This is a genomic window from Paenibacillus sp., from assembly GCF_031177825.1.
Classification (GTDB): Bacteria; Bacillota; Bacilli; order Paenibacillales; family YIM-B00363; genus Paenibacillus_AE.
Genome location: NZ_JAPSKE010000006.1, coordinates 165,822 through 187,479 on the forward strand (window position 1 = coordinate 165,822; position 21,658 = coordinate 187,479).

Genomic DNA, 21,658 nt, shown 5'->3' on the forward strand with positions numbered 1-21,658 from the left:
AGGAGCGAAAAACATGCTGTCCGTAAGAGGAATCCGGGAATCGGCCGGCGACCGGTTGTTTTTACTAGGAGTCTACACATTTCTTGTCTTCGTGCTGCTCGCCGTGCTGCTTCCGCTGCTGCATATCGTCAGCTCGTCCTTCAGCTCGCCGCAAGCGGTCGTATCCGGGATGGTGTGGATCTTCCCCGTCGAGTTTTCGCTTGAGGGGTATAAAGCGGTGTTCGACAGCAAGAGCATCTGGAGCGGCTTCGCGAATTCCGTCTACTACACGGTCGTCGGGACGTTCGTGAACGTGCTGCTCACCGTGCTGATCGCGTACCCGCTGTCGCGCCGCACGTTCTACGGGCGGAATTTGATCATGATGCTGCTCGTGTTCACGATGCTGTTCGACGGCGGAATCATCCCGTTCTACTTGCTCGTCAAAGATTTGGGCATGATCGATTCGCGTTGGGCGTTAATCGTTCCGGGCGCCTTGGCCGTCTTTCAGGTCATCATCGCGAAGACGTTCTTCCAAAGCTCCCTCCCGGAGGAAATCTGGGAGGCGGCGTCCCTCGACGGATGCTCGGATATCCGATTCATGACGAGCGTCGTGCTGCCGTTATCCAAGCCGATTCTGGCCGTCATGACGCTGATGTACGCGGTCGGGCACTGGAACGCCTACTTCGACGCATTGATTTTTCTGAAGTCCCAGGAGCTCTTCCCGCTTCAGATCGTCCTGCGGAACATCCTGATATTGAATACGGTCGATCCGACGATGCTGTCGAACGCCGATCAGATGCTCGCGCAGACGGGGCTCAAGGATTTGCTGAAATATTCGTTGATCGTCGTCGCGAGTCTACCGATTTTAATGATTTATCCGTTCGTGCAGAAGCACTTCGTCAAAGGGGTGATGATCGGTTCGTTGAAGGGCTGACCGGCCTCTAGGACGGGATATACGAATACTTATTGTCGGAACACGGAAAAGGATGCGAATCAAACGGGAGGGGTTTATGTGATTCTGAAAAAATGGTCGATTCGTACGATGGCGTTGCCGATTCTTGCGGCGATGCTGGCGCTGAGCGCTTGCTCGACGGGCGGGGACGGCGGCTCGAAGGACGAGCCGAGCGTCGTAAGCGATTCCGGGGAGAGCGGGAACGGCGAACAAGGCAAGGACGCTGCCGAGGGGCCGGCCGTCTCGCCGCCGGGACAATACCCGATCGTCGCCGAGAAGCTGAAGTTGAAGGTATTCGCGCCGCAATATCCGTCCATCGAAGATATGGAGACGAACCTGTACACGAAGTGGATCGAAGAGAAGACGAATATCGACCTTGACTTCGAACTGGCGCCGAACGACGCGCTGAACGAGCGGAAGCAGCTCATGATGGCCAGTGGCGACTACCCGGAGGTCATTCTGCACGGCAATCTGACGAAGGAAGAGCAGATGAAATACGGCCAGCAAGGCGTATTCCTTCCGTTGAACGACTTGATCGAGAAGTACGCGCCGAACGTAAAGAAGGCGATGGAGGACATTCCATACCTAAAGCAATCGATCACGGCGCCGGACGGGAATATTTACGCGATTCCGCAAATTAACGAGTGCTTCCATTGCACCTATGCCCAGAAATACTGGATTAACGAGAAGTGGATCGAGAAGGTCGGCTTGCAGATGCCGACGACCCCGGATGAGCTGTATACCGTGCTTAAGGCGTTCAAGGAGAAGGACCCGAACGGGAACGGACAGGCGGACGAAATTCCGCTGACCGGCGCGACGCTGGAGACGATGTGGGAGGGCAACATCGACGGCTATCTCATGGCGCCGTTCATCTATAACGACGGGACCAAATATTTGATGGTGAAAGACGGCAAGGTGGAGCTGGCGGCGAACAAGGACGAATGGCGCCAAGGGCTCGAATATATGAACAAGCTGTTCTCGGAAGGCTTGATCGACAAGGCGGCGTTCACGCAAAACGCCGACGCCGTATCCCAGCTGGCGAACCGCGATCCGAACGTCTTGGGCTCGATTACGACGGCGTTGATCAGCTACGCGTACTCCCCGGACGATAAGCATCCCGTCCACAAGGAATACGCGACGGTTCCGCCGCTGAAGGGGCCGAACGGCGTGCAGCAAGCCGGCTATTACGGCGGGGTGAGCAACTCGCAATTCGCGATTACGAATAAGGCGTCGGAGCTGCAGCAGGCGGCCGCGATGCGATTGGTCGATCTGCTGTTTACGGAAGAAGCCGTAGCGCGGCAGGAATTCGGCCCCAAGGACGAGAAGTGGCGGGAAGCGGAAGCGGGAGAGCTCGGTCTTGACGGGCAGCCGGCGAAGTACGCGCGCATCACGAGCGATCAACCGGCGCCTCCGACGCACAACGACGGCTGGGAGCAGATCGGTCCGTCCCTCCGAACCGCGGAGTACCGCGCTTCGTGGGCCGTGCCGCAGGATCCGCTGGCGGAAGGCGGATACGAACTGAGATTGTATCTGGAGTCGAAGAAATACGAGCCGTACAAATCTACTCAAGTATACCCGAGCAGCGTATTCATCGATTCGAAGGACGCGAGCGAAGCGGCGCAGCTCCAGACGAACATCGCCAGCTACGTGCGTTCGAATATGGCCCAATTCATTACGGGAAGCAAGGATATCGAGAAGGAATGGGACGCGTACGTCAAAGGGTTCGAAGGCCTGAACGCGGCTCGATACTTGGAAATTCATCAGAAGGCGATCGACGCGAACCAATAAGTTCGACGGGGCTGTCCCGCGGCGCGAAGCCGGGGGACAGCCCTCGCTTCGAGCTGGGTTTATCTTAGCAGGGGGGATTACCTATGACCGTTCCGATTCGTGTAAAGCCGACGGCCCGGCAGTTGGAGTACCAGCAATGGGAGTTCGGATTGTTTTTGCATTTCGGACTGCGTACTTTCTATGAAGGCTATGTCGACTTCGACAAGCGGCCGATGTCGCCCTCCGCGTTCCGACCGGCGCTTCTGGACTGCGAGCAGTGGATTCGCACGGCGAAGGAAGCCGGCATGAACTATGCGGTGCTTACCGCCAAGCATCACGACGGCTTCTCCAATTGGCCGACCCGGTACTCGACTTTCTCCGTGGCGCATTCCCCGTGGAAGGACGGCAAGGGGGACGTCATCCGTGAATTTACGGACGCTTGCCGGAAATACGGCGTGAAGCCCGGACTCTACTATTCGCCTTACGACGGCTCGGCGGATTTCTATACGCAGGACGCCAAGGCGTACGACGACTACTTCGTCAATCAGATCACGGAGCTGCTAACGAATTACGGGGATATCGATATATTATGGTTCGACGGCTGCGGTTCGGAGGATCACGAGTACGACTGGCCGCGCATCATCGGCGAAATCCGCCGAATGCAGCCGAACATTCTCATCTTCAATATGGGCGATCCCGACTTCCGTTGGGTCGGGAACGAGGACGGGATCGCGCCGGATCCGTGCTGGAACACGGTGGACGCCACCGAATTTTCCATCCTGACGGACGAAGCGGATCGGTTGGCCGAGCGGCTGTGGCTGCCGGCCGAATGCGACGTGCAGCTGCGGTCGAATTGGTTTTACAGCGATAACGACCTGCATACGCTCAAGACCCTGGAAGAGCTGATGGGACTCTATTCTCTATCGGTCGGGCGCGGAGCGAATCTGCTGCTGAATATCGGACCGGACCGGGAAGGGCGTCTGCCGCCCGCGGATACCGACCGACTCCTTGCGTTCGGCGCGGAAATTCGCCGCCGATTCGGCTCCCCGATCGCCACGCTGTCCGACTTCGCGGGGAGCGACGGGAAGTGGGAGGTCACGCTGCCCGAACCGCAGCTCATCGATCATATCGTCATCGGGGAAGACTTGACGGACGGGGAGTGCGTGCGAAGCTTCGTCTTGACCGTCGTAACCGCGAAGACGAGGCGGCGGGTTCGCATGTACGAAGGACGTTGCATCGGTCATAAGCGGATCGTCCGCCTTCCGGCCGTGAAGGTTCGGGGCGTAGCGCTGGAGATTCTAGACAGCGAAGGCGAGCCGAACATTCGGGAACTGTCGGTGTTCTCGGCCGGGGACGGGGATACCCTAACGGATAAGTAAAGGAATGCGCCGTCTTTGCCGCTCGATCATAGACCGCGACCTTGGGCGGCAAGGACGGCGACTCGTCGCCGGACGCGGTTAAGTGATAGCATGGTTCGCCGCTGATCGCTGCCTCTTCTGAATCGCATGCATGCCCAGAATGACCGCCACGAGTTCGTAGGAGTCCAAGTCCTCGCATCGGTTGTTCAGTAGAAACGCCCCCGAGGAAAACCAACCGTTCACCTGCTCGAAGCGGGCGACCGCGCCGGATCCGTCGGAAATGTCGTACTCCCTCGAGAATGCCGGCGACACAATCTCATAGCTGCCCCGACCGTCCGTGTCATAGGTGTATTTCTTCGAAAATAACGTAAGTCTGCTCTTCAGTACGCCTAACTGTCCTCCGCGGGCATCGGTTACCTGCCATTTGTTCGACAACATCGAAAAACTCCCATGACACGCCAGCCGGCCGTCCTGTCCATATACTTCAATCGAAGAGCCGAAGGCGCTCTTCAAATCTACATGTCCGACGCGCTGTTCCCGTTCGTTCACAATTTCCGTCATGCCCGCACTGAAAAAGTTATCCCGAAAGTAAAGATTCATTCCCGCCACCACAACGCCTCCCCCTACGAACAATCTCTACTGAGATAGACGAAAACAAGGGAAAGGAAGTTCCATCCGCCGCTGAGTTCGCGCCTCCGCTCCGTGCGGCGAGACAGAGGGTTTCCTTGCCCGAGGTTTGGAGAAACTTGGGGATGAAGGCACATTCGCGGACCGATGCGAAACATGTCGAAAATACGTAGAAATCAATTGACATGAAAGCGCAACCGGAACTAGAATTGTGAGTATTGTCACACTATTATTCGACAGGGGCGAAACGGAATTGAAAAAATGGACCATCCTTGCGGTCGTTTCTCTGCTGATGACCGGCTTGCTCGCCGCTTGCGGCGGCGCGCAGGACAACGCCGGGAACGAAGGCGCGGCAGCCGGCGAAGCGGCTTCCGGCGAGAAGCAGCGCGTTGTCCTGGTTACGCCGGAGAAGATCGGCGTCAACCAATTTTTTACCCAGATGCAAGAAGGGTTAGAGAAAGCGGGTCAAGAGTTTAACCTGGAGACGAAGGTGATCGAGTCCGCGGATCCGACGCAGGTCGAGCAAAACCTTCGCGCAGCCGTAGCGGAAGACTACGACCTCATCATCACGGCCGCGTTCAGCGCCGCCGACGCATTGACGAAGGTCGCGGCCGAGAATCCGGACCAAGCGTTCGCGATCATCGACGTCGTCGTCGACGCGCCGAACGTACGCAGCATCGAGTTCCGTGAGCACGAGGCGGCGTACTTGATGGGCGCGGCCGCAGGCCTCTCGACGAAGACGAACACGGTCGGCGCCGTCGTAGCGATGGACGTGCCGCTGCTGTCGAAGTATACGAAGGGCTTCGAGCAAGGCCTCAAGTCGGTGAACCCGGACGCGAAGTTCTTGGTCAACTACGTCGGCGGCTTTACGGACCCGGCGAAGGCGAAGGAACTCGCGCTGCTGCAGCAGTCGCAAGGCGCGGACTTCGTAGCGGGCATGGCGGCGGTCGGCGACAACGGCGTCTTCGAAGCGGCGAAGGAGAAGGGCTTCTACACGGCGGGCCAAGATACGGACCGCACGGTGGAAGATCCGGAGCACGTCGTCCTCTCCCAATTGAAAGAGACGGACACGGTCGCCTACGAGACGGCGAAGGACTTCGCGGAAGGCAATTTCACGTACGGTCCGGTCAGCTACGGTCTTAAGGAGAACGGCGTCGGCCTGACGTTCGTTACGGCGGAATCGACATCCCCGCTGAGCGACTTCATCGGTCAAGACAACGTGGACAAGCTGAAGAAAATTCGCGACGACATCGTATCGGGCGCGATCGAAGTGGTTAACCCGTTGGCACAATAAGCGAAAAGAACGAAAAACCGGTTGCCTTCCCGCAGCCGGTTTCTCTTGTTTCCGCCTTCCGTAAGGCAGGGGCGAGGAAATAGAGAGGAGGCGGAGCAATGCTGCTGCAGATGGAAAACATTACGAAACGCTACGGAGCCCTGACCGCGAACGACGATGTGAACTTCTCGTTGGGCGAGGGCGAAGTGCATGCGCTCGTCGGCGAGAACGGGGCCGGAAAGTCGACGCTGATGAAGATGCTGTACGGGGAAGAGCAGCCGACTTCGGGCCGTATCGTCCTGAACGGACAGGAGAAGACATTCGCCTCCCCGTCGGACGCGATCGACGCGGGGATCGGCATGGTCCACCAGCATTTCATGTTGTTTCCGGCGTTCACCGTCGCCGAGAACATCGTTATCGGACGCGAACCGACAGCCGGCCTCGCCTTCGATCGGAAGGCGGCCGCCGAACGCGTCAAGCGGTTATCGGAACAATACGGCATGCCGGTAGACCCGTGGCAGAAAATTTCGGATTGTCCGGTAGGCATTCAGCAGCGCGTGGAAATTTTGAAAGTGCTGGGGCAAGGGGCGAAGATCGTCATTTTGGACGAGCCGACCGGCGCTTTGACGCCGCTCGAGGTGGAATGGCTGCTGAAAGCGATCCGGGACCTTGCGAAGCAAGGGATCAGTTTTATCTTGATCAGCCACAAGCTGCAGGAGGTCATGGAAGCGGCCGACCGGATCACGGTGCTCCGCGACGGCCGGGTGACGGGCGCGATGAACGCCGGCGAGACCGACGTCGAGCAGCTGTCCCGGCTGATGGTCGGCCGGGAGCTGAAGCGGAGGACGAAGATGGACATCGAACCGGGCCGGGACATCCTGGACGTTCGGAACGTCACCGTGCGCGGAGAGAAGGGCGCCAAGCCGCTGCTGGACCGGGTCGACTTCCGCGTCAGAGCCGGGGAGATCGTCGGCGTCGCCGGCATCTCGGGGAACGGCCAATCCGAGCTGCTGCAAGCCATATCCGGACTTCGCCGCGTCGATGACGGGAGCATCTCCATTCAGGGGAACGACGTCACGAACGCGACGCCGCTCGACGTCCGGAAGGCCGGATTCGCCCACATTCCGGAGGATCGGTACATGTGGGGCTCCGCCAAGGAAGAGAGCGTCGCGGACAACGGCATTATGGGACATGCGCGTTCGCACAGCGGCAGAGGGGTTCTCCGGGAAGGGAAAATCCGGGAAACGGTGGAACGATTCATCGCTTCCTTCCAGATCAAAGCCGGCTCGCTCGAGACGAAGGCGAAGCATTTGTCGGGCGGCAATATGCAGAAGCTGATCGTCGCCCGCGAGATGGCGCACGGCACGCCGTTCCTGATCGCGGCGGAGCCGACGCGCGGCGTCGACATCGGCGCGATGGAAGCGATCCACGAAGCGCTGCTCCAGCGGCGGAACGAGGGCGGCGCCGTGCTGCTCGTCTCGTCCGAGCTGACGGAAATCCTTCAGCTGTCGGATCGCATCCTCGTCATGTACGAGGGCAAGATCGCCGGCGAATTGACGGCGGACGAAGCGACGGAAGAGCGGATCAGCATGCTGATGTCGGGAGGAGTTACGCGTCATGAGCCGTCTTAAGAGAACCTTATTTCTTCAAGCGCTGCTGCAGCCGTTGACGGCCATCGTACTCGGTCTCCTCGTCGGCGCCGTGCTGATCGCCGCGATCGGCGGCTCCGTTACCGAGACGTATGCGGAGATGTGGAAGGGCGCGTTCGGCAATTCGTTCTTCGCCGCCAGCACGCTGGCCCGGGCGACGCCGATCATCTTGATCGGCCTCGGCGTCTCGCTCGCCTTCCGCGCCGGCGTGTTCAACCTCGGCGCCGAAGGGCAGATGATTCTCGGCGCGCTGTCCGCGGCGCTCGTGGCGCTGCATGTTCCCGGACCTGCCGCGCTGAAGCTGCTGCTCGCGCTGTTGTCCGGCATGCTCGTCGGCGGCTTGTGGTCGGCGTTCGCCGGCTGGCTGGATACGCGGTTCCGGATGAATCTGCTCATCACGACGCTGCTGTTCAACTATATCGCCGTGCTGTTCGCCGGCTTTATGGTGTCGTTCCCGTTCAAGGAGAAGGGCGGCTCGGGCGGGGCCCAGACGGCGATGATCGCCAGCGACGTCTGGCTTCCGAAGCTCCTCCCCGGTTCGACGCTGCACGTCGGATTCGCCGTCGCGCTCGCGGCCGCAATCGCGCTCGCGTTGTTTCTGCGCTACACGGTTAAGGGCTACGAAATTCGCATGCTCGGCAGCAATCCGCTCTTCGCCGCCTACGGCGGGGTTCGCCGCGGCAGGGTCATGCTGTTGAGCATGATTACGAGCGGCGCGTTCGCCGGTCTCGCGGGCACGTTCGAGGTGTTGGGCACGCAGTATCGATACATCGACAACATGTTAAGCTCGCCGGGCTTCGCCTGGTCCGGCATTATGGCCGCGCTCATCGCCGGCTCGAATCCGGTCGGAACCGCGATCACGGCCGTGCTGCTCGCCGCGCTGCAAACCGGCGGCATGGGCGTCGAGCGCAACACGGAGATTCCGTTGGAAATTTCCAACATCATTCAGGCCGCATTGATTCTGTTCGTCTCGGCGAAAATTACGTTCACATTCATCCGACGCAGGAAAGCGAGGGACGCCGATGGAAACGCTGTTTGACATCAATCTGCTCAGCTCGACGCTCCGCATCGTCGCGCCGCTCCTGCTGGCGGCGCTCGGCGGCGCGCTCTGCGCCCGCGTCGGACTGTTCAACGTCGCGCTGGAGGGCATGATGCTGATCGGCGCCTTCTGCGCGATCCTGGGCAACTACTTGTTCGGCAACGTGCTTGTTGCGGTGCTGTTCTCCTGTCTATGCGTCGGCGTCGTCGCGCTGCTGTTCGCGTATTTAAGCGTCCATCTGCAGGCGAACGCGATCATCGTCGGGATCGCGATTAACTTCTTAGCGCTCGGGCTGACGGCGTTCGCGTTGTTCGTCATCTTCGGCAACAAGGGCCAATATTACGACCCGAACATGAAGGGATTGCCGGTATGGCATATCCCGGTCGTCAAGGACATTCCGGTACTCGGCGACTTGCTCTCCGGGCATTCGCCGCTCGTGTACCTCGCCTTCCTGCTCGCGATCGCGCTGCAATACGTCGTGTACCGCACGGTGCTGGGCTTCCGGCTGACCGCCGTCGGCGAGAACCCGTCCGCGGCCGGCAGCCTCGGCCTTCGCGTCAAGCGGTACCAGTACGGCGCGGTGCTGGCGAGCGGCGTCCTGTGCGCCTTGGCCGGCGCCCAGCTGTCCTTGGGGCAAGTGACGTTGTTCGCGGAAAACATGACGTCCGGCCGCGGCTTCATCGCCCTCGTCGCCGCGATGCTCGGGCAGAACAATCCGCTCGGCGTCGCCGCCTCGAGCCTGCTGTTCGGCTTCACGGACGCGATCAGCATTCGGCTGCAGGGGCTGGCGCTGCCGACCCATTTCACGATGATGCTCCCGTACGTCATGACGATTATCGTCATGTTCTTGTTTAAGGACAAAGCATACCTGCGTCAATCCGGACGGATCGGCGGACAGTAAGAGAGGAAGATGGCTATGCACGACAAGGCGGAGAAGTTGAAAAAGTCGAAAATTCCGCAAGTCGCCGTCAGCGACGAACTAAAGCATCGGCTGCCGCCCGGTCAGATGTTGACCGAACGTTTCCCCATTCTGCACGAGGGCGAGATTCCGGAATACGACTTGAGCGCATGGCGCCTAGACGTATTCGGTCTCGTCGGCGCCGAGCGGTCCTTCACGCTGGAGGAGCTGCAGGCGCTGCCCCAAACTCGCGTCGTATGCGACATTCACTGCGTGACGCGGTGGTCCAAGTTCGATACGGCTTGGGAGGGGGTTCGTTTTCGAGATTTCTTAGCGTTGGTGGATGTGAAGCCGGAGGCTCGGTATGTCATGTTCCATGCAGATCAGGACTACGAGACCAACGTGCCGTTGGAGGACCTGATGGGGGACGACGTGCTGCTGGCGTTCAAGTACGACGGCAAGCCGCTGACGGACAAACACGGATTTCCGCTGCGGACGGTCGTGCCGCACCTGTATTTCTGGAAGAGCGCGAAGTGGATTCGCGGCATCGAATTGATGAGCGAGGATCGCCCGGGGTTCTGGGAACGGAACGGCTTCCATAACGTCGCGGATCCGTTCCGGGAGGAGCGGTTTTCCGGCGAGGCGCTGCCGATTCCCGAAGACGAGTGGGTACGGAAGGAGTTCGATTAGAACATGACATTACTGCCGATTTTGCGCGTCGACCCGGCCGATATGCCGGATCGCGCGATCGTATGCGGCGACCCGTTCCGGGCGGCGGCGATCGCCGCGAAGCTGGCCGATGCGGTCGAGCTGGCGCATGCGAGAGAGTACCGTACGTTCGTAGGAACGTACGAAGGGGTTCGGCTGGCCGTCGTCAGCCACGGCGTCGGCTCCCCCGGCGCGGCCGTCTGCTTCGAGGAGCTGGCGAAGGCCGGCGTCCGGACGGTCATCCGCGTCGGCACGGCCGGCTCGCTGTCGCCGGAGCATAAGACGGGAAGCCTGATTATTAGTACGGCCGCGGTTCGGGAAGAGGGGCTGACGAAGCAGCTCGTGCCGATCGCGTTCCCGGCGGTGGCGGACAGCGCCGTAACCGAAGCGCTGTATCAAGCGGCGCTGGAATCCGGCGCGCCCGGCTCGATCGGGAAGGGCGTCACGCTGACGATGGACGCGTTCTTCAGCGGCGTCGTCGAGCTTCCGCATGAGACGTACCGCCGCGCGGGCGTGCTCGCGGTGGAGATGGAGGTCGCCGCGCTATACGTCGTGGCGATGCTGCGCGGGATGCGCGCGGGCGCCATCCTGGCGCTGGACGGCGACTCGACGGCGGTCGACGAGGGCTACAACCCGCACCGCGACATCGTCGGCGAGGCGGTCGAAGCGGAGATCAACGCCGCGCTGCGGGCAATGACGAGGCTGTAATCCGCGTTTTCGTGGCGCGAACGGGAAAACCTCCTGCTTATTCGGGGTCAAACGCGGTATATGCGCTTGATGACCGGAATAGACAGGAGGCTTTCCTGACGCCGGGTTGCATGGACTTGAACGGAAGCTTCTCCCTCTTGCGCGAAACGACGCCTGAATTCTTCCTTACTTTTCTAGCACTTCGATGAGCAATAATAAATTCCGCATAATGTGATACGGGTCCTTCACGGGAAGAGCGACTACGGCGTCGACAGGGTTGCCCTTCCGGTCGCGAATTTGCACCCACTCGCCGATCGAAGGATTAGGGTGAGGAAACGTTCGGAACGTATATTCCTTCAATCGGGAGTACAGGTCATAGAATACAGAGGCGCCTGTAACGAGATGGCATAGCAATGTCGTGTACAGCGCCTCCGAATGCGGCCACCACAGCTTCATATCCCAGGTATCGGCGACCAGCCGTTCGAACCGCCGGTCCCCGTCCGTCAACCGGCCCTTAGGCGCCCCGCCCTCGCGATCGACATATCGGAACAAACCGCCGTACTCCCGGTCCCAGCCGATCTCCATCGCTTTCGCCGTTACGACCATCGCTCGGGCGACGATATCTTCCCGTTGCAGCTTCCTCGCCGCCGTCAGGACGAACCACATACACTCCAGGGTATGGCCTGGGTTGACGTGCCTTGCAAGCAGCGAATCGGATGCCGACGAAACCTTGTCGCCGCTCGGGATCAGCTCCATGACGAGATCGTTCGCGCCGCAGAACCGTTCCATGATGTCGACCATGAACTGTAGGCTTCGGCCGCGGACGGTCGTATGTCTGGCGTCGCCCAGTTCCTCCAGCGCATCCGCCAGCTCATGGCTGACGTTCAGCATGATCATGGAGAAGCCGTGCGCGCCGTATCCCGGCGGGATCGGATACGGTTCGCTTCGGACGCTCCCCGACTGCAATCTTCCTTCGACATGACGATAGAGAGAGAACGCTTTTTCTAAAACGCCTGTATCCCGCGTCACTCGAGCATATTCCGTATACCCCAATATGACGAAGCAATCCGCGTAGAAGCTTACATCATAGCCTAAGCCCGGAATAGCTTCCTTGTGCTTCCCTTCCCGCGTCAGCAGAAAGCTGCAGCTCCCGTCCGGCAAGAACGCATGGCGGTCGATGAAGCGAAACGTCTTCGCGGCGATTGCCCTATACCCCTCGGCGTCCCCTCCGACAAGTCCCCGCGAACAGCATGAGGCCAATCTGGACCATAACCACAGAAATCTCCCCTGAGACCAAGTAAACTTATCGGTGCTGATCCGCCGTTCGCCGGAATTGGTAAAACACGTAAATACGCCTCCGAATTCGCTGTCGATCGCCTGATTCCAGAACGGGAGGATTTGAGATTCAAGATGGCGCTTATAAAATGTCAATTCAGCGTTGAGCCATTCTGCGTTGAAGCCGTCCATCCCGTTCACTCCGCTTCGCGGTTTAGCACCAGTTCAAGATTCTTGGCCAACGATTCCTTGCTCCGCAATCCGGACCAATACAACTTACACTCGGAGAGTACATCGTCCAACTGCTTTAACGTGAGATTCGTCTCCGTAAATAATCGAAAGCTTGGAATGATTTCTTTATACATCTGATACCGGGATGGCCGGTTCAGCTCCATCTCCTCCAGCCGTTGGGCCAGCTGCTTGTGCGCGGGGATCGTGTACGTGTTTCTTCGAATGACCGTCTGGGCCTCTTCGGAGACGAGAAACTCGACGAGCTGTTTGGCCGCCGATTTGACTTTCGACTGTTTGTGAACGGACAAGCCGATCGTTACGAGAAGAGTACTATTATTATGCAAGTAAGGAATCGGCGCAACGTCGAATTCGAATTTTACGTCCTTCAATTGATTCAAAGCGAAATAGGTCGTTAATATGACGGAAACCTGTTCGTCTCGAAACAGCCGCTCGGCATCCGCGTTGCTTGCGGAAAGCATGAGCGGATACACCTCGGGAGTATAGAGGATCTCCCTAACCTTCTCGATTCCGTCCAGCAGCTTGGTTCCTTGCACCCGATAACGTCCTTGCTCGTCCTTTTCGAAGGCGGCCCCGCTTTGAAGCAAGAAGATGGCCCAACGATTCTGATTCACCAGGTGGAAGTAGAACCCGAACTGTTCATTCTTAATGGCGAGCTTAGACGAATAATGAAGCAAATCATCCCAAGTCCAGCTGCTGTCCGGTTCCGGTACTTGCCGCCGCGAGAAATGCTCGCGATTGTAACCGATGACGACAGGCGAAAAAACGAACGGCTGCGCGTACATCACTCCATCTTGAACGAACCCTCTCCGCAGAAAAGGATACATCTCCTCGAACGGTTCCTGAGGTTCTAGCAAATCTAGCGCTTTTCCCTCTACGAGATCCTGAAACAAGTAATAATTCACTGTAAAGACGTCGATCAGTTCGTTCTCCAAAAAATTCCGGACATATCCTGGGGAGTTGTTGATTTGTACGGTTTGAACCCGAATATGCGGATGTTTTCTTTGAAACTCGGCCAACAAAGCAGGCAGCTCCGTCTGAGAATCCAAGATCGGATGATACCCGAACCGAATCACGGTCTGCGCATCTTCGTCGGGAGCTTTCACCCGATTGCCGACTCTCGGAATTTTCTCGACGAGACCTTCGGCGACCAATACGTCCAATCCTTTGCGGACGGAATTGTTGCTCAGCTGGAAGGCTGTGCTAAGGTCCAATTCGGAAGGCAAGTAATCGCCAACGGCGTAATGGCCAGACATAATCTGTTCACGTATTCTGCTGATCATTTCTTCCAGTCGATGGCGAAACGTTTTCCGGCTTTGCTTATCGGACACCTAGCTTGCCTCCATTCCTATGTTCAATTAGCATCGTACACAATCCTGATCTCATTTTCAATAAACAGGAAAGAGGCGCCGAACGGAAGACGCCTCTGCCAAGGAGGAGGTGTTTACGGTCCGTCGTAGGAGATGACGCCCCCTAAAATTTGCTGCGGTCTATCTACGAAATCGCGGTACATTTCCGCTACATCAAACAGGGAAGACTGCCTCGTAATTAATGAGCTTACGCAAATCAGCCGATCGGATAAGAGGCGGATGTATTCCTGCATATTTCTTCCTTCCGTCCATCGAACATAGCCGATCGGGTAATCGCGGCATTCCTTCTCATATGCGGCGTCATACCGCCCCGGACCCCCTGCTCGGGAGATGATGACGTCGGCTTCCTTCTTGAACATCTGCGACCGGGTAAATTCCATGACCATGTCGCCGACGATCACGATCTTGCCTCTATCACGAATCCAGTCGAAGCTGCCGTCAAGGAGCTCTTTCTGCCGGCCCGCCGCGCAATGAAATACGGCGTCCGCACCGATGTTGCCCGTCACCCGGGCCACGGCATCCTCCAATTCGGCATTGGAGGAGCACACGGCGATCCCTGGCACCTCGCGAAGCGCAGCTCTGCGTTCTTCGATCAGGTCGAGAGCAATCACTTTTATAGCGGCCGCATGCGCGATGCGGGCAAGAAGCTGACCGATGATTCCGAGTCCGATCACGACTGCGATCTCGCCGAAGACTAACCCGGACTGCCGCAATGCATGAATGGCGATGGCGCCAAGCCCGGCCGATGCCGCTTCTTTGAGATCGACGTGGTCCGGCACGGGGGTAATCAGGTGCTTAGGAACCAACAAATATTCGGAGTGATTCACGTAAGGGGCGCCGTAACATGCAACCGGCTGTCCGATTCGAATATGGTCGACCTGTTCTCCGACCTCCACCGCAATCCCTGCCGCACTGTACCCGAGGGAAGAAGGAGCCGATCCGCTTCTTCGGATCGAGGTCAATTCGGTTCCCGGGCTGACCATGGAGTACCGGGTTTGCATTAAGACGTAGTTAGGCTGAATGACAGGGCGTTCCTTCTCAATCACCTTGACCTGTTGCTCATGACTTACGACGCTCCGCATCAATAAAAACTCCTCCGATCCGATCCAACATGAATTGTACATGACATCTAATTTACATATGCTATTATATTTACATATTTCAAGTGCTGTCAACACAATATAAGCCTAACTCTAATGCATTATTGATTCAAAAGAAAAGTTCCGTCGCGGACGAGAATATCCGCTTCCTCGCTTGCGATGTGCTTTCCTTTCAACGCGTTCACTTCATTCACGAACGATTGCAAGGTTTCCGCCTCCAGCTTCCGAAGCAGACCGACGGCGATGCCTTCATTGTCGATGGCCCCGGTTGCAGTAAAGAGCTCGACGAGCTCTTTCAACGCCCGTACGCTCGTCTGCGTATAGAAGGGCACGGCGCTGTTATGCGTATTCCCGGCGCGATCGCTAGCGCTGACGGTTAGCGTATGCGCCCCGAGCGGAAGACGGTACAGCGGGATCGCCGCATCCGGCTCCACCGGTCGGCCATCCAGCAGGATTACGGTTTGCCCGGCATCCACGCCGGATGCTCGATCCGTTACGGCGACTTGCATCGCAAGGTCGCCCGCATCGGAGTAGACCGCATTCGGAGCGACGTTGAGGCTGACTTCGGGCGCCGTACGGTCCAGCTTCCATGCGACCGAGCGCTCCTCCTCCGCATTCCCCGCTTTGTCCGCGGCTCGGAAGGCCATTACGTATTCGCCGTCTTGGTCGAAGAGCAGCGAGACCGAATCGGTATGGTAGACATCCCATGTAACGCTGTCGTTCAACCGCATTTCGATCCGGTCGACCCCCAGCAGGTCGTCGATCGCTTCAAGACGGACGCTTACCGGAACGGTATACCACCCTTCGCCTCCGTTCGGAGTTTCGGGAGCGAGCGCAGCGGAGGACACCGGCGCGATCGTATCTCTCAAGACGGTAATGGCGACGTCATCCTCAGCCGTACGGATGGAAGCGCCTTCGGCAAGCAGATGCAGCTCGGAAGCAAACAGCCGGATGCTTCCCGTCTCCGCCGTCGTTCCTTCGTTCACCTTGAAGTTCAATCGCGTCAGCGGCTCGTTCGCGGCGAACGCAGCCTCGTCGAGCCAAGTGAAAGCAATGTACCCTGGGATACTGTCATTGATGTCGTAGACCGAAGATGTAACCGTCTCGTCAAGGCCTTCATAGGTAAACACCCCCGGATCATAAGCGACGATCGCTCGCTCCGGTCGAACCTCGAAGCCTCTGTTCGCTACATTCAACTGCACCCGGAACGTCTCGCCGATCGGCGCTTCCTCCGGCGCCTGCAGCGTCAGCGCGGGAATGTCCGCAGGGTTCGGGCCTGCCGACAGGTCCGCTTCCGAGATCACGCGAACATTATCGAGATGCATCGTTCCCGCCGTCGCATTGCTAAAGAACTGCAGCCTGCCGATTCCCGTGCTGCTTGCGTTCCGGAAAGCGAAGTCATCGGCGGCCGGCATCCCGTTAATAAACAAATCGTATGTTTTCGAATCGGTATCGAGGACCAACCTCATATGGTACCACTCGTTGGCTTGGTACGACATCAGGACCGTCGCGGAAGGCGCGCTCCCGTTAAACGCCTGAATCGTGCCGTTGTTAAGAAACAGAATCACGGCATTATCGCGCCCTGCGGCGTCCTTCGCATACGGCGCGCCGAACGTCTGGTTTCGCTGCTCCGGCTTCACCCAATACTCCACCGTCACTTCCCCGGCGAGCGAATCGAACTCCCGGGTCGCCGCCGTTTGGCCGGATCGAGCGTTGACGATGCTCAAGCTGCGGTTCGCGCCGCTCGGTACGTCGGACAGACGAACGATCCCGCCCGATTCGTTATACAGCCACCCTGTAGGCAATTCCGATCCGTTAAAATCGTCATTTACCGTGTAAAACGAGGTGACGTCGGCATGAATGGCCAAAACCGCCTCATCCTGGAGCGTCCTCACCGATACCCCGTCCGGCAGCAAGTACAACTCGGCCGTAAACAATTCGATCTTCGCACTCTCCGCATCCGGCTGATCCTTCACCCTGAAATTCAGGCGGGGGAGATCCGCGCTATCCGTAATGCGTACGCCTTCCGCCCAAGTCAGCGCGAGCCGGCCGGGATTCCCGGCGGCGACGACGTAGGAAGCTTCCGGCGCTCCGCCTTCCACACCTTCGAAAGACAGGACGCCTTCATCGTAGGTGACGACGATGCGCTCCGGCCGGACCTCGTATCCCATGCTTTGCAGTTCCAGCCGGACTTGAACCGCTTCCTTCGGACGCGCCTCCTCCGGCGCTTGAAGCGCGAGGGAAGGAGTCGTTCCGGGAGCCGGCGACGCCAACTCGTCTTCCTCGGAGATGACCCGGACGTTATCGATTTGCAGCGCGCCGGACGTTGCGTTGCTGAAGAAGAGCAGCCTGCTCACCCCTGAAGCGGAGGCGTTCCGGTACGCGAAGTCGTCCGCCGCCAGCTTGCCGTTGATATAAAGGTCGTACTTCTTCCCGCTTGGGTCGATCTCAAGCCGCATATGGTACCATTCGCCGGCTTGATAAGGCATCAGGCTAACGCCGGACGATCCGTGAAATGCAGTGATGTTGCCGTTATTGCTGAATAGAACGATGGCGATGTCCCGGTTGCCCGCGTCCCTGACATACGGCGCGCCGAACGTTTGGTCGGTCTGCTCCGGCCTCAGCCAATATTCTATAGCGGTTGGACCGCCTAACGCACCGAAGGACTTCGTGGCCGCCGTCTGCCCGGTCCCCGACTTGACGATGCTTAGGCTTTTGTTATCCCCGTTCGGCTGGTCGGTCAGACGCACCGTGCCGCCCGTTTGATTGAACGCCCACCCGACAAGCGAGTCCGTACCGGAAACGTTGAAATGATCGTTGACGGTGTACTGCGGCAGTACGGCGTCGGCGGTGTCGCGGTTCAGGATGTCCTGTTCCGTCGGCGCGGGCTCCATGGCGTCCGCGATTCCCGTCGTCACATCGTCAACGTAGAAGCGACCGGTCGGCGCGGCCGCGAATCGGATCGCGCTCACGGCTTCCGAGGGCCGCGTCAATTCCAATCGGGCTCCCTTCCTCGCCTCGTCGATGTAAATATCGTACGTGTCCGTCTGCGTATCCAATACGAGCTTGATCTTGTACCAGACGTTCGCGGCATACGATTGAAGATAAGAGACGGAGCTTCCGTCCGATGCGGTGATCCGTCCTTTCCCGTTGAGCGCGATCTTGACCGCCGCTTCTTCGCCGGCGGATTCCACAAGGGCGATCTCGAACGGGACTGCGGAGGATTGCGCCTTCACCCGGAATTCGGCAAGAACGAGACCTTGCTGCGGCTCGAACGGGTAAGAGGCGGTCAATCCTTCGGAGCCGGAAGCCAGCAGCAGCTCCCGGTCATGCATCGAGCCGGGCTGCTCATATACGGCGGCCTGCCCGCCGAGCGGCTGGACGGTCCACCCTTCCGGCATACTGCCGGGCGCATCGGCGTCAAAGCTTTCATCGGCCGCAACCGTCGTTACGTTCCCGTAAGAAGGCGAGTCGGGAACCGAGACCGGCGTCCCCGGTGCGAACGTTCCTTCGATCACAAGCTGCGGACCGCGGTAAGAATGCTCCTTACTGTGCAGCGCAAGATTGACGTCTTCATAATCCGTTCCCGCCACGATCAACGTCGCCGTTCCGCCGTCGGCGGCTTTCCCCCGGACATACTCCGTGACGTCCATTTCATAATATTGCTCCATGCCGTTCACGATCGTCCAATCGAGCGCTCCGGTTTCGGCGGCCGGCGCGTTGTCCCAACGGATGTCCTGCTCGGACCACTCGTTCCCGGCCCCGAATGCGTTCAATACGGCGAAGGCGCCGGATGGATGGAAGGTATTCACCCGCAGTACGGCGCGATCAACCGTCTCCACAGACGCCAAATCGAACTTTACGTACGATTTCCGGTTTTTCGATGCATCTCCGGCATCTCTAGCCGACATGGTCGAAGAGGCGCCGAACGTCTCGGTCGCCGCGTCGCCGCTGTGAACGGAAGCGTCCGCGACCGGCGACAGAGTCAGAGCGGATGGCTTCCCTTCGTTTACCAGATCGAAGACAATGCGCTGCGTCCGGCCCAGGCTGCCGTTCGTCTGCACCGCCAACCGGATCGTCGGCTCGAGCCGCAACACTTTAATCGAAGAATCCGATTCAATCACGCCGGCGGCGCTTCTATGGATTTCCACCTCGATCATCCCGCGGTTTTCATGCGTCGGATCGGAAATCGCCAGCTCCAGCTCGCCGTTCGTTTCGCGAACCGCCACCGCCGCCTTTTTGTCCGTTGTGATCAGTTGATCTACCGTACGCTTTACATCGCTCCAGAATAAAGCCGCAGTCACGTTCAAGTCGTTGTCTCTCACGGCATGAACGTATTCGTTCTGTTCGAGGATCGTCACGTCGGGCTGCGCGGAGTATCGAGAAACCTCTTCCGCCGATCGGTCCGGCAGCAAGATGTAGGAATACTTAGCGCCTGCCGGGCTCTTGCCGTGATCGAACCATAGATTCAAGAAGCGGTTTGTATATACCGTGGGATCCGTTGCCAGCCTGGATACGTCGCTCCATGTTCCGCTTCTTATCTCCTGAAGCGCATGGACCGTCGCGCCGCCGTCCGGGAACACGTACCCGATATCGGAGCCTTCCGTCCGTCCTTCGAGATGAATGTCTCGTACGCCGGCAAGCTCCGCGCCCCACCCGTCGGACGTCGGCCGGATTTCGCCGTTTACGGTGAGCCGGTGTTCCCCTTCGACCTGCAATCTGCGGTTATCGATGATCGTCTCGATCGTCCGGTCGTCCGAACTGTTGATGTCGGAGCCTAAGGCGACGATTTCGTCGTCGAAGGCGAACCAAGATTTTTTCGCATTCAAGCTCGTACGATACCCCTCGAGCTCCATGCCCGAAGCGCCGAATCGATCGGAGATTTCCACCCCGCCTACCCAGCTTTTCGCGCTCAGCTTATTGCTGTCGGCTTCCGGTCGGTCGTATTCCGCATCCACCGTCGTTCCCGGCAGACGCTTCATATTGACGGTCGTCCAATAATTTTCGTTATACTGCGAGATATCCCGATCGTAGACGTACGTCATTCCCGAGGAAGTGTACCAGCCTTTCAGATTTTCGCCGTTCACCGTTTCGAAATCATACACCCGGTTCGAGAACATGCTTAATCCGAAAGCGTAGGTCGGCCGCTGTTGAACCGCTCGATCCATCCCTGAATACTGCAAATAGGAGAGCGGGGGAGCCCCGGTAACCGTCTCATCCTTCAGAATGGCGTTCGCTCGGAGCAGCATGGGGATCGAGGCGCTCTTGCGGTAATCGTAGCCGGTACCCGTCTTCCCCTGTACCCATTCCTTGACGACCTGTTTATAAAGGAGCGCATTTTGCGGATCCGCGAATTCGCTTAAGATCAGCAAGGCATCGATCAATTTGTTGCCTTGAACATGGTCGCTGGAGCCCGGCCTTGCGATCGATCTTCCGTTCACCATATCCATCATGCGCCCTTGGTGCACCAGCGGAAGGTACCCGTCGTTCGTCCACCGGTATACATTGTCCACGCGCGGATCCGTAATCTTCCACGAGGAGCCGTCCAGCAAATACATAAGCGATATGAGTATGCTGTACTGCTCCAACCCGTAGGTGCCGTTATAGGCATGACGATCGTGAGAGATGAAGGAACCGTCGCGATACCAGCCGTTGCCGTCCTTCACGAATGGGTAAATCAAGGCTTCGAAATCCCCTAAGCGATCGCGGACGAGCGCCAGGCGGCTTCCGTCCTTGACCAGAATGCCTCTAAGCGCGATCGGGAGGGACTCGGAGAGCCGGTTCGCTCCGTAGGACGGAACGGTGGACAGCGCATAAGTGGTCGGATCGTTCGCGAACTTGTGCACTGCGTTCATATAGTTCGAGATTCTCGTTTCTCCCAGACGGTCATAGAGAAGCGTCGTGATGTTGGATAGCGTGGTCGGAATATTAATCTCCCAATGATGGTAGTTGACCTTCCAATCCAACCGTTCATTGTATTGATTCTCGTATACCCAATCCAAGCCCTGGATCGTGTCCTTCAACAGCTCGGGGTTGCCTTCCAGCGCCGATCCTTTCGTAGTGTAAGCCAACGCCATCCGGTACAACCGTTTGATATTTTCATAGATATGAGAGGAATCCGGAAAACGGGACGGAACGGCATCGGCCCATAAATAGGTCCGGTCCGCTTCCTTGTTCATGGTGCTCCAGGCCGACTGGCCGCCGCTTGCGATTCCGTCGATCCGGGCCGCGAGATCGGGGTCGGTCACAGGCAGCTCATACCGATCTTCACCCGTAAGGGAATACCGCCACTTCATTCGAAGCCGATCGAATTCGTCTTGCTCTTCTAACGGATTGGACAATGCCGGCGGCAAAGACGAGAGCGCGAGGCTAATAAAAACTAGAAAACAAACGAACGACTTGAGTTTTCCGAGCCATTTCGCCAACTTCATTTCCTCCTCTTCCTTCGGTGGTTTGCTTGTACGGTCCTTCGAAAACACAGTGGCATCTATAAATTTACCCGCTGCCCTCCTTTTTTTGTCTTGACATACGAAAAGACTCTGCATATTATCTAATTGACAATACCATTTTATTTTTAGTTGGTAAGCGGTGTCAATCCATTCGAATTACAAACTGTGTTACATATCTACTTCATAAAGTTAACATTGTTCGTCATCCATTCGTTTCGCCGATTTGTCTTTTTGGGGATGGGAGTGCACCGCCACATAGATGGTCCATTGCTCTCAGA

At 58.2% G+C, this 21,658-nt stretch carries 14 protein-coding genes; 9 read left to right on the forward strand and 5 right to left on the reverse strand.

The window, feature by feature from the left end; genetic code table 11:
• Positions 1–13: 13 nt before the first annotated feature.
• The 3 genes from RIN49_RS09570 (at position 14) to RIN49_RS09580 (ending at position 4,077) form a co-directional block, all read left to right on the forward strand.
• Positions 14–913, forward strand: a complete 900-nt coding sequence (locus tag RIN49_RS09570; protein ID WP_309119948.1) for a carbohydrate ABC transporter permease — start codon at positions 14–16, stop codon at positions 911–913.
• A 78-nt stretch (positions 914–991) separates the two neighbouring features.
• On the forward strand, positions 992–2,719 hold the full coding sequence (locus RIN49_RS09575) for an ABC transporter substrate-binding protein (protein WP_309119949.1): 1,728 nt from the start codon (positions 992–994) through the stop codon (positions 2,717–2,719).
• Between the two features lie 83 nt (positions 2,720–2,802).
• A complete protein-coding gene (locus tag RIN49_RS09580; protein WP_309119950.1) occupies positions 2,803–4,077 on the forward strand; it encodes an alpha-L-fucosidase in 1,275 nt (424 codons plus the stop codon).
• Between the two features lie 78 nt (positions 4,078–4,155).
• On the opposite strand, the gene RIN49_RS09585 is transcribed toward RIN49_RS09580, so the two are convergent.
• The gene (locus tag RIN49_RS09585; RefSeq protein WP_309119951.1) at positions 4,156–4,494 is read right to left on the reverse strand and encodes a hypothetical protein; all 339 of its coding nucleotides are present in this window, start codon (positions 4,492–4,494) and stop codon (positions 4,156–4,158) included.
• Between the two features lie 442 nt (positions 4,495–4,936).
• Here RIN49_RS09585 and RIN49_RS09590 point away from each other — a divergent pair, with 442 nt between their 5' ends.
• From RIN49_RS09590 to RIN49_RS09615, 6 genes are all read left to right on the forward strand, one after another.
• Positions 4,937–5,977 (forward strand): BMP family lipoprotein, encoded by a 1,041-nt coding sequence (locus tag RIN49_RS09590; RefSeq protein WP_309119952.1) that lies wholly within the window; start codon positions 4,937–4,939, stop codon positions 5,975–5,977.
• Between the two features lie 98 nt (positions 5,978–6,075).
• The gene (locus RIN49_RS09595) at positions 6,076–7,587 is read left to right on the forward strand and encodes an ABC transporter ATP-binding protein (protein WP_309119953.1); all 1,512 of its coding nucleotides are present in this window, start codon (positions 6,076–6,078) and stop codon (positions 7,585–7,587) included.
• Complete coding sequence (locus RIN49_RS09600; protein ID WP_309119954.1) at positions 7,574–8,644, forward strand: ABC transporter permease; 1,071 nt, start codon at positions 7,574–7,576, stop codon at positions 8,642–8,644. Before RIN49_RS09595 ends, RIN49_RS09600 begins: the two co-directional genes overlap by 14 nt.
• Positions 8,628–9,545 (forward strand): ABC transporter permease, encoded by a 918-nt coding sequence (locus RIN49_RS09605; protein ID WP_309119955.1) that lies wholly within the window; start codon positions 8,628–8,630, stop codon positions 9,543–9,545. The genes RIN49_RS09600 and RIN49_RS09605 overlap by 17 nt, the downstream gene beginning before the upstream one ends.
• A 15-nt stretch (positions 9,546–9,560) precedes the next feature.
• Positions 9,561–10,232: a sulfite oxidase-like oxidoreductase gene (locus RIN49_RS09610; protein ID WP_309119956.1), complete on the forward strand. Its 672-nt coding sequence runs from the start codon at positions 9,561–9,563 to the stop codon at positions 10,230–10,232.
• Between the two features lie 3 nt (positions 10,233–10,235).
• Positions 10,236–10,958, forward strand: coding sequence for a nucleoside phosphorylase (locus RIN49_RS09615; protein WP_309119957.1), 723 nt, complete (start codon positions 10,236–10,238; stop codon positions 10,956–10,958).
• Between the two features lie 165 nt (positions 10,959–11,123).
• On the opposite strand, the gene RIN49_RS09620 is transcribed toward RIN49_RS09615, so the two are convergent.
• The 4 genes from RIN49_RS09620 to RIN49_RS09635 all read right to left on the reverse strand — a co-directional run bounded on the left by RIN49_RS09620 (position 11,124) and on the right by RIN49_RS09635 (position 21,356).
• Positions 11,124–12,404 carry an AGE family epimerase/isomerase gene (locus RIN49_RS09620; RefSeq protein WP_309119958.1) on the reverse strand — a complete coding sequence of 427 codons (1,281 nt, stop codon included), beginning with the start codon at positions 12,402–12,404 and terminating at the stop codon, positions 11,124–11,126.
• Positions 12,405–12,409: 5 nt separating this feature from the next.
• Positions 12,410–13,744 carry an extracellular solute-binding protein gene (locus RIN49_RS09625; RefSeq protein ID WP_309120062.1) on the reverse strand — a complete coding sequence of 445 codons (1,335 nt, stop codon included), beginning with the start codon at positions 13,742–13,744 and terminating at the stop codon, positions 12,410–12,412.
• A gap of 161 nt (positions 13,745–13,905) precedes the next feature.
• On the reverse strand, positions 13,906–14,913 hold the full coding sequence (locus RIN49_RS09630; protein WP_309119959.1) for a zinc-dependent alcohol dehydrogenase: 1,008 nt from the start codon (positions 14,911–14,913) through the stop codon (positions 13,906–13,908).
• Positions 14,914–15,032: 119 nt separating this feature from the next.
• On the reverse strand, positions 15,033–21,356 hold the full coding sequence (locus tag RIN49_RS09635) for a polysaccharide lyase family 8 super-sandwich domain-containing protein (RefSeq protein WP_309119960.1): 6,324 nt from the start codon (positions 21,354–21,356) through the stop codon (positions 15,033–15,035).
• Positions 21,357–21,658 lie beyond the last annotated feature (302 nt).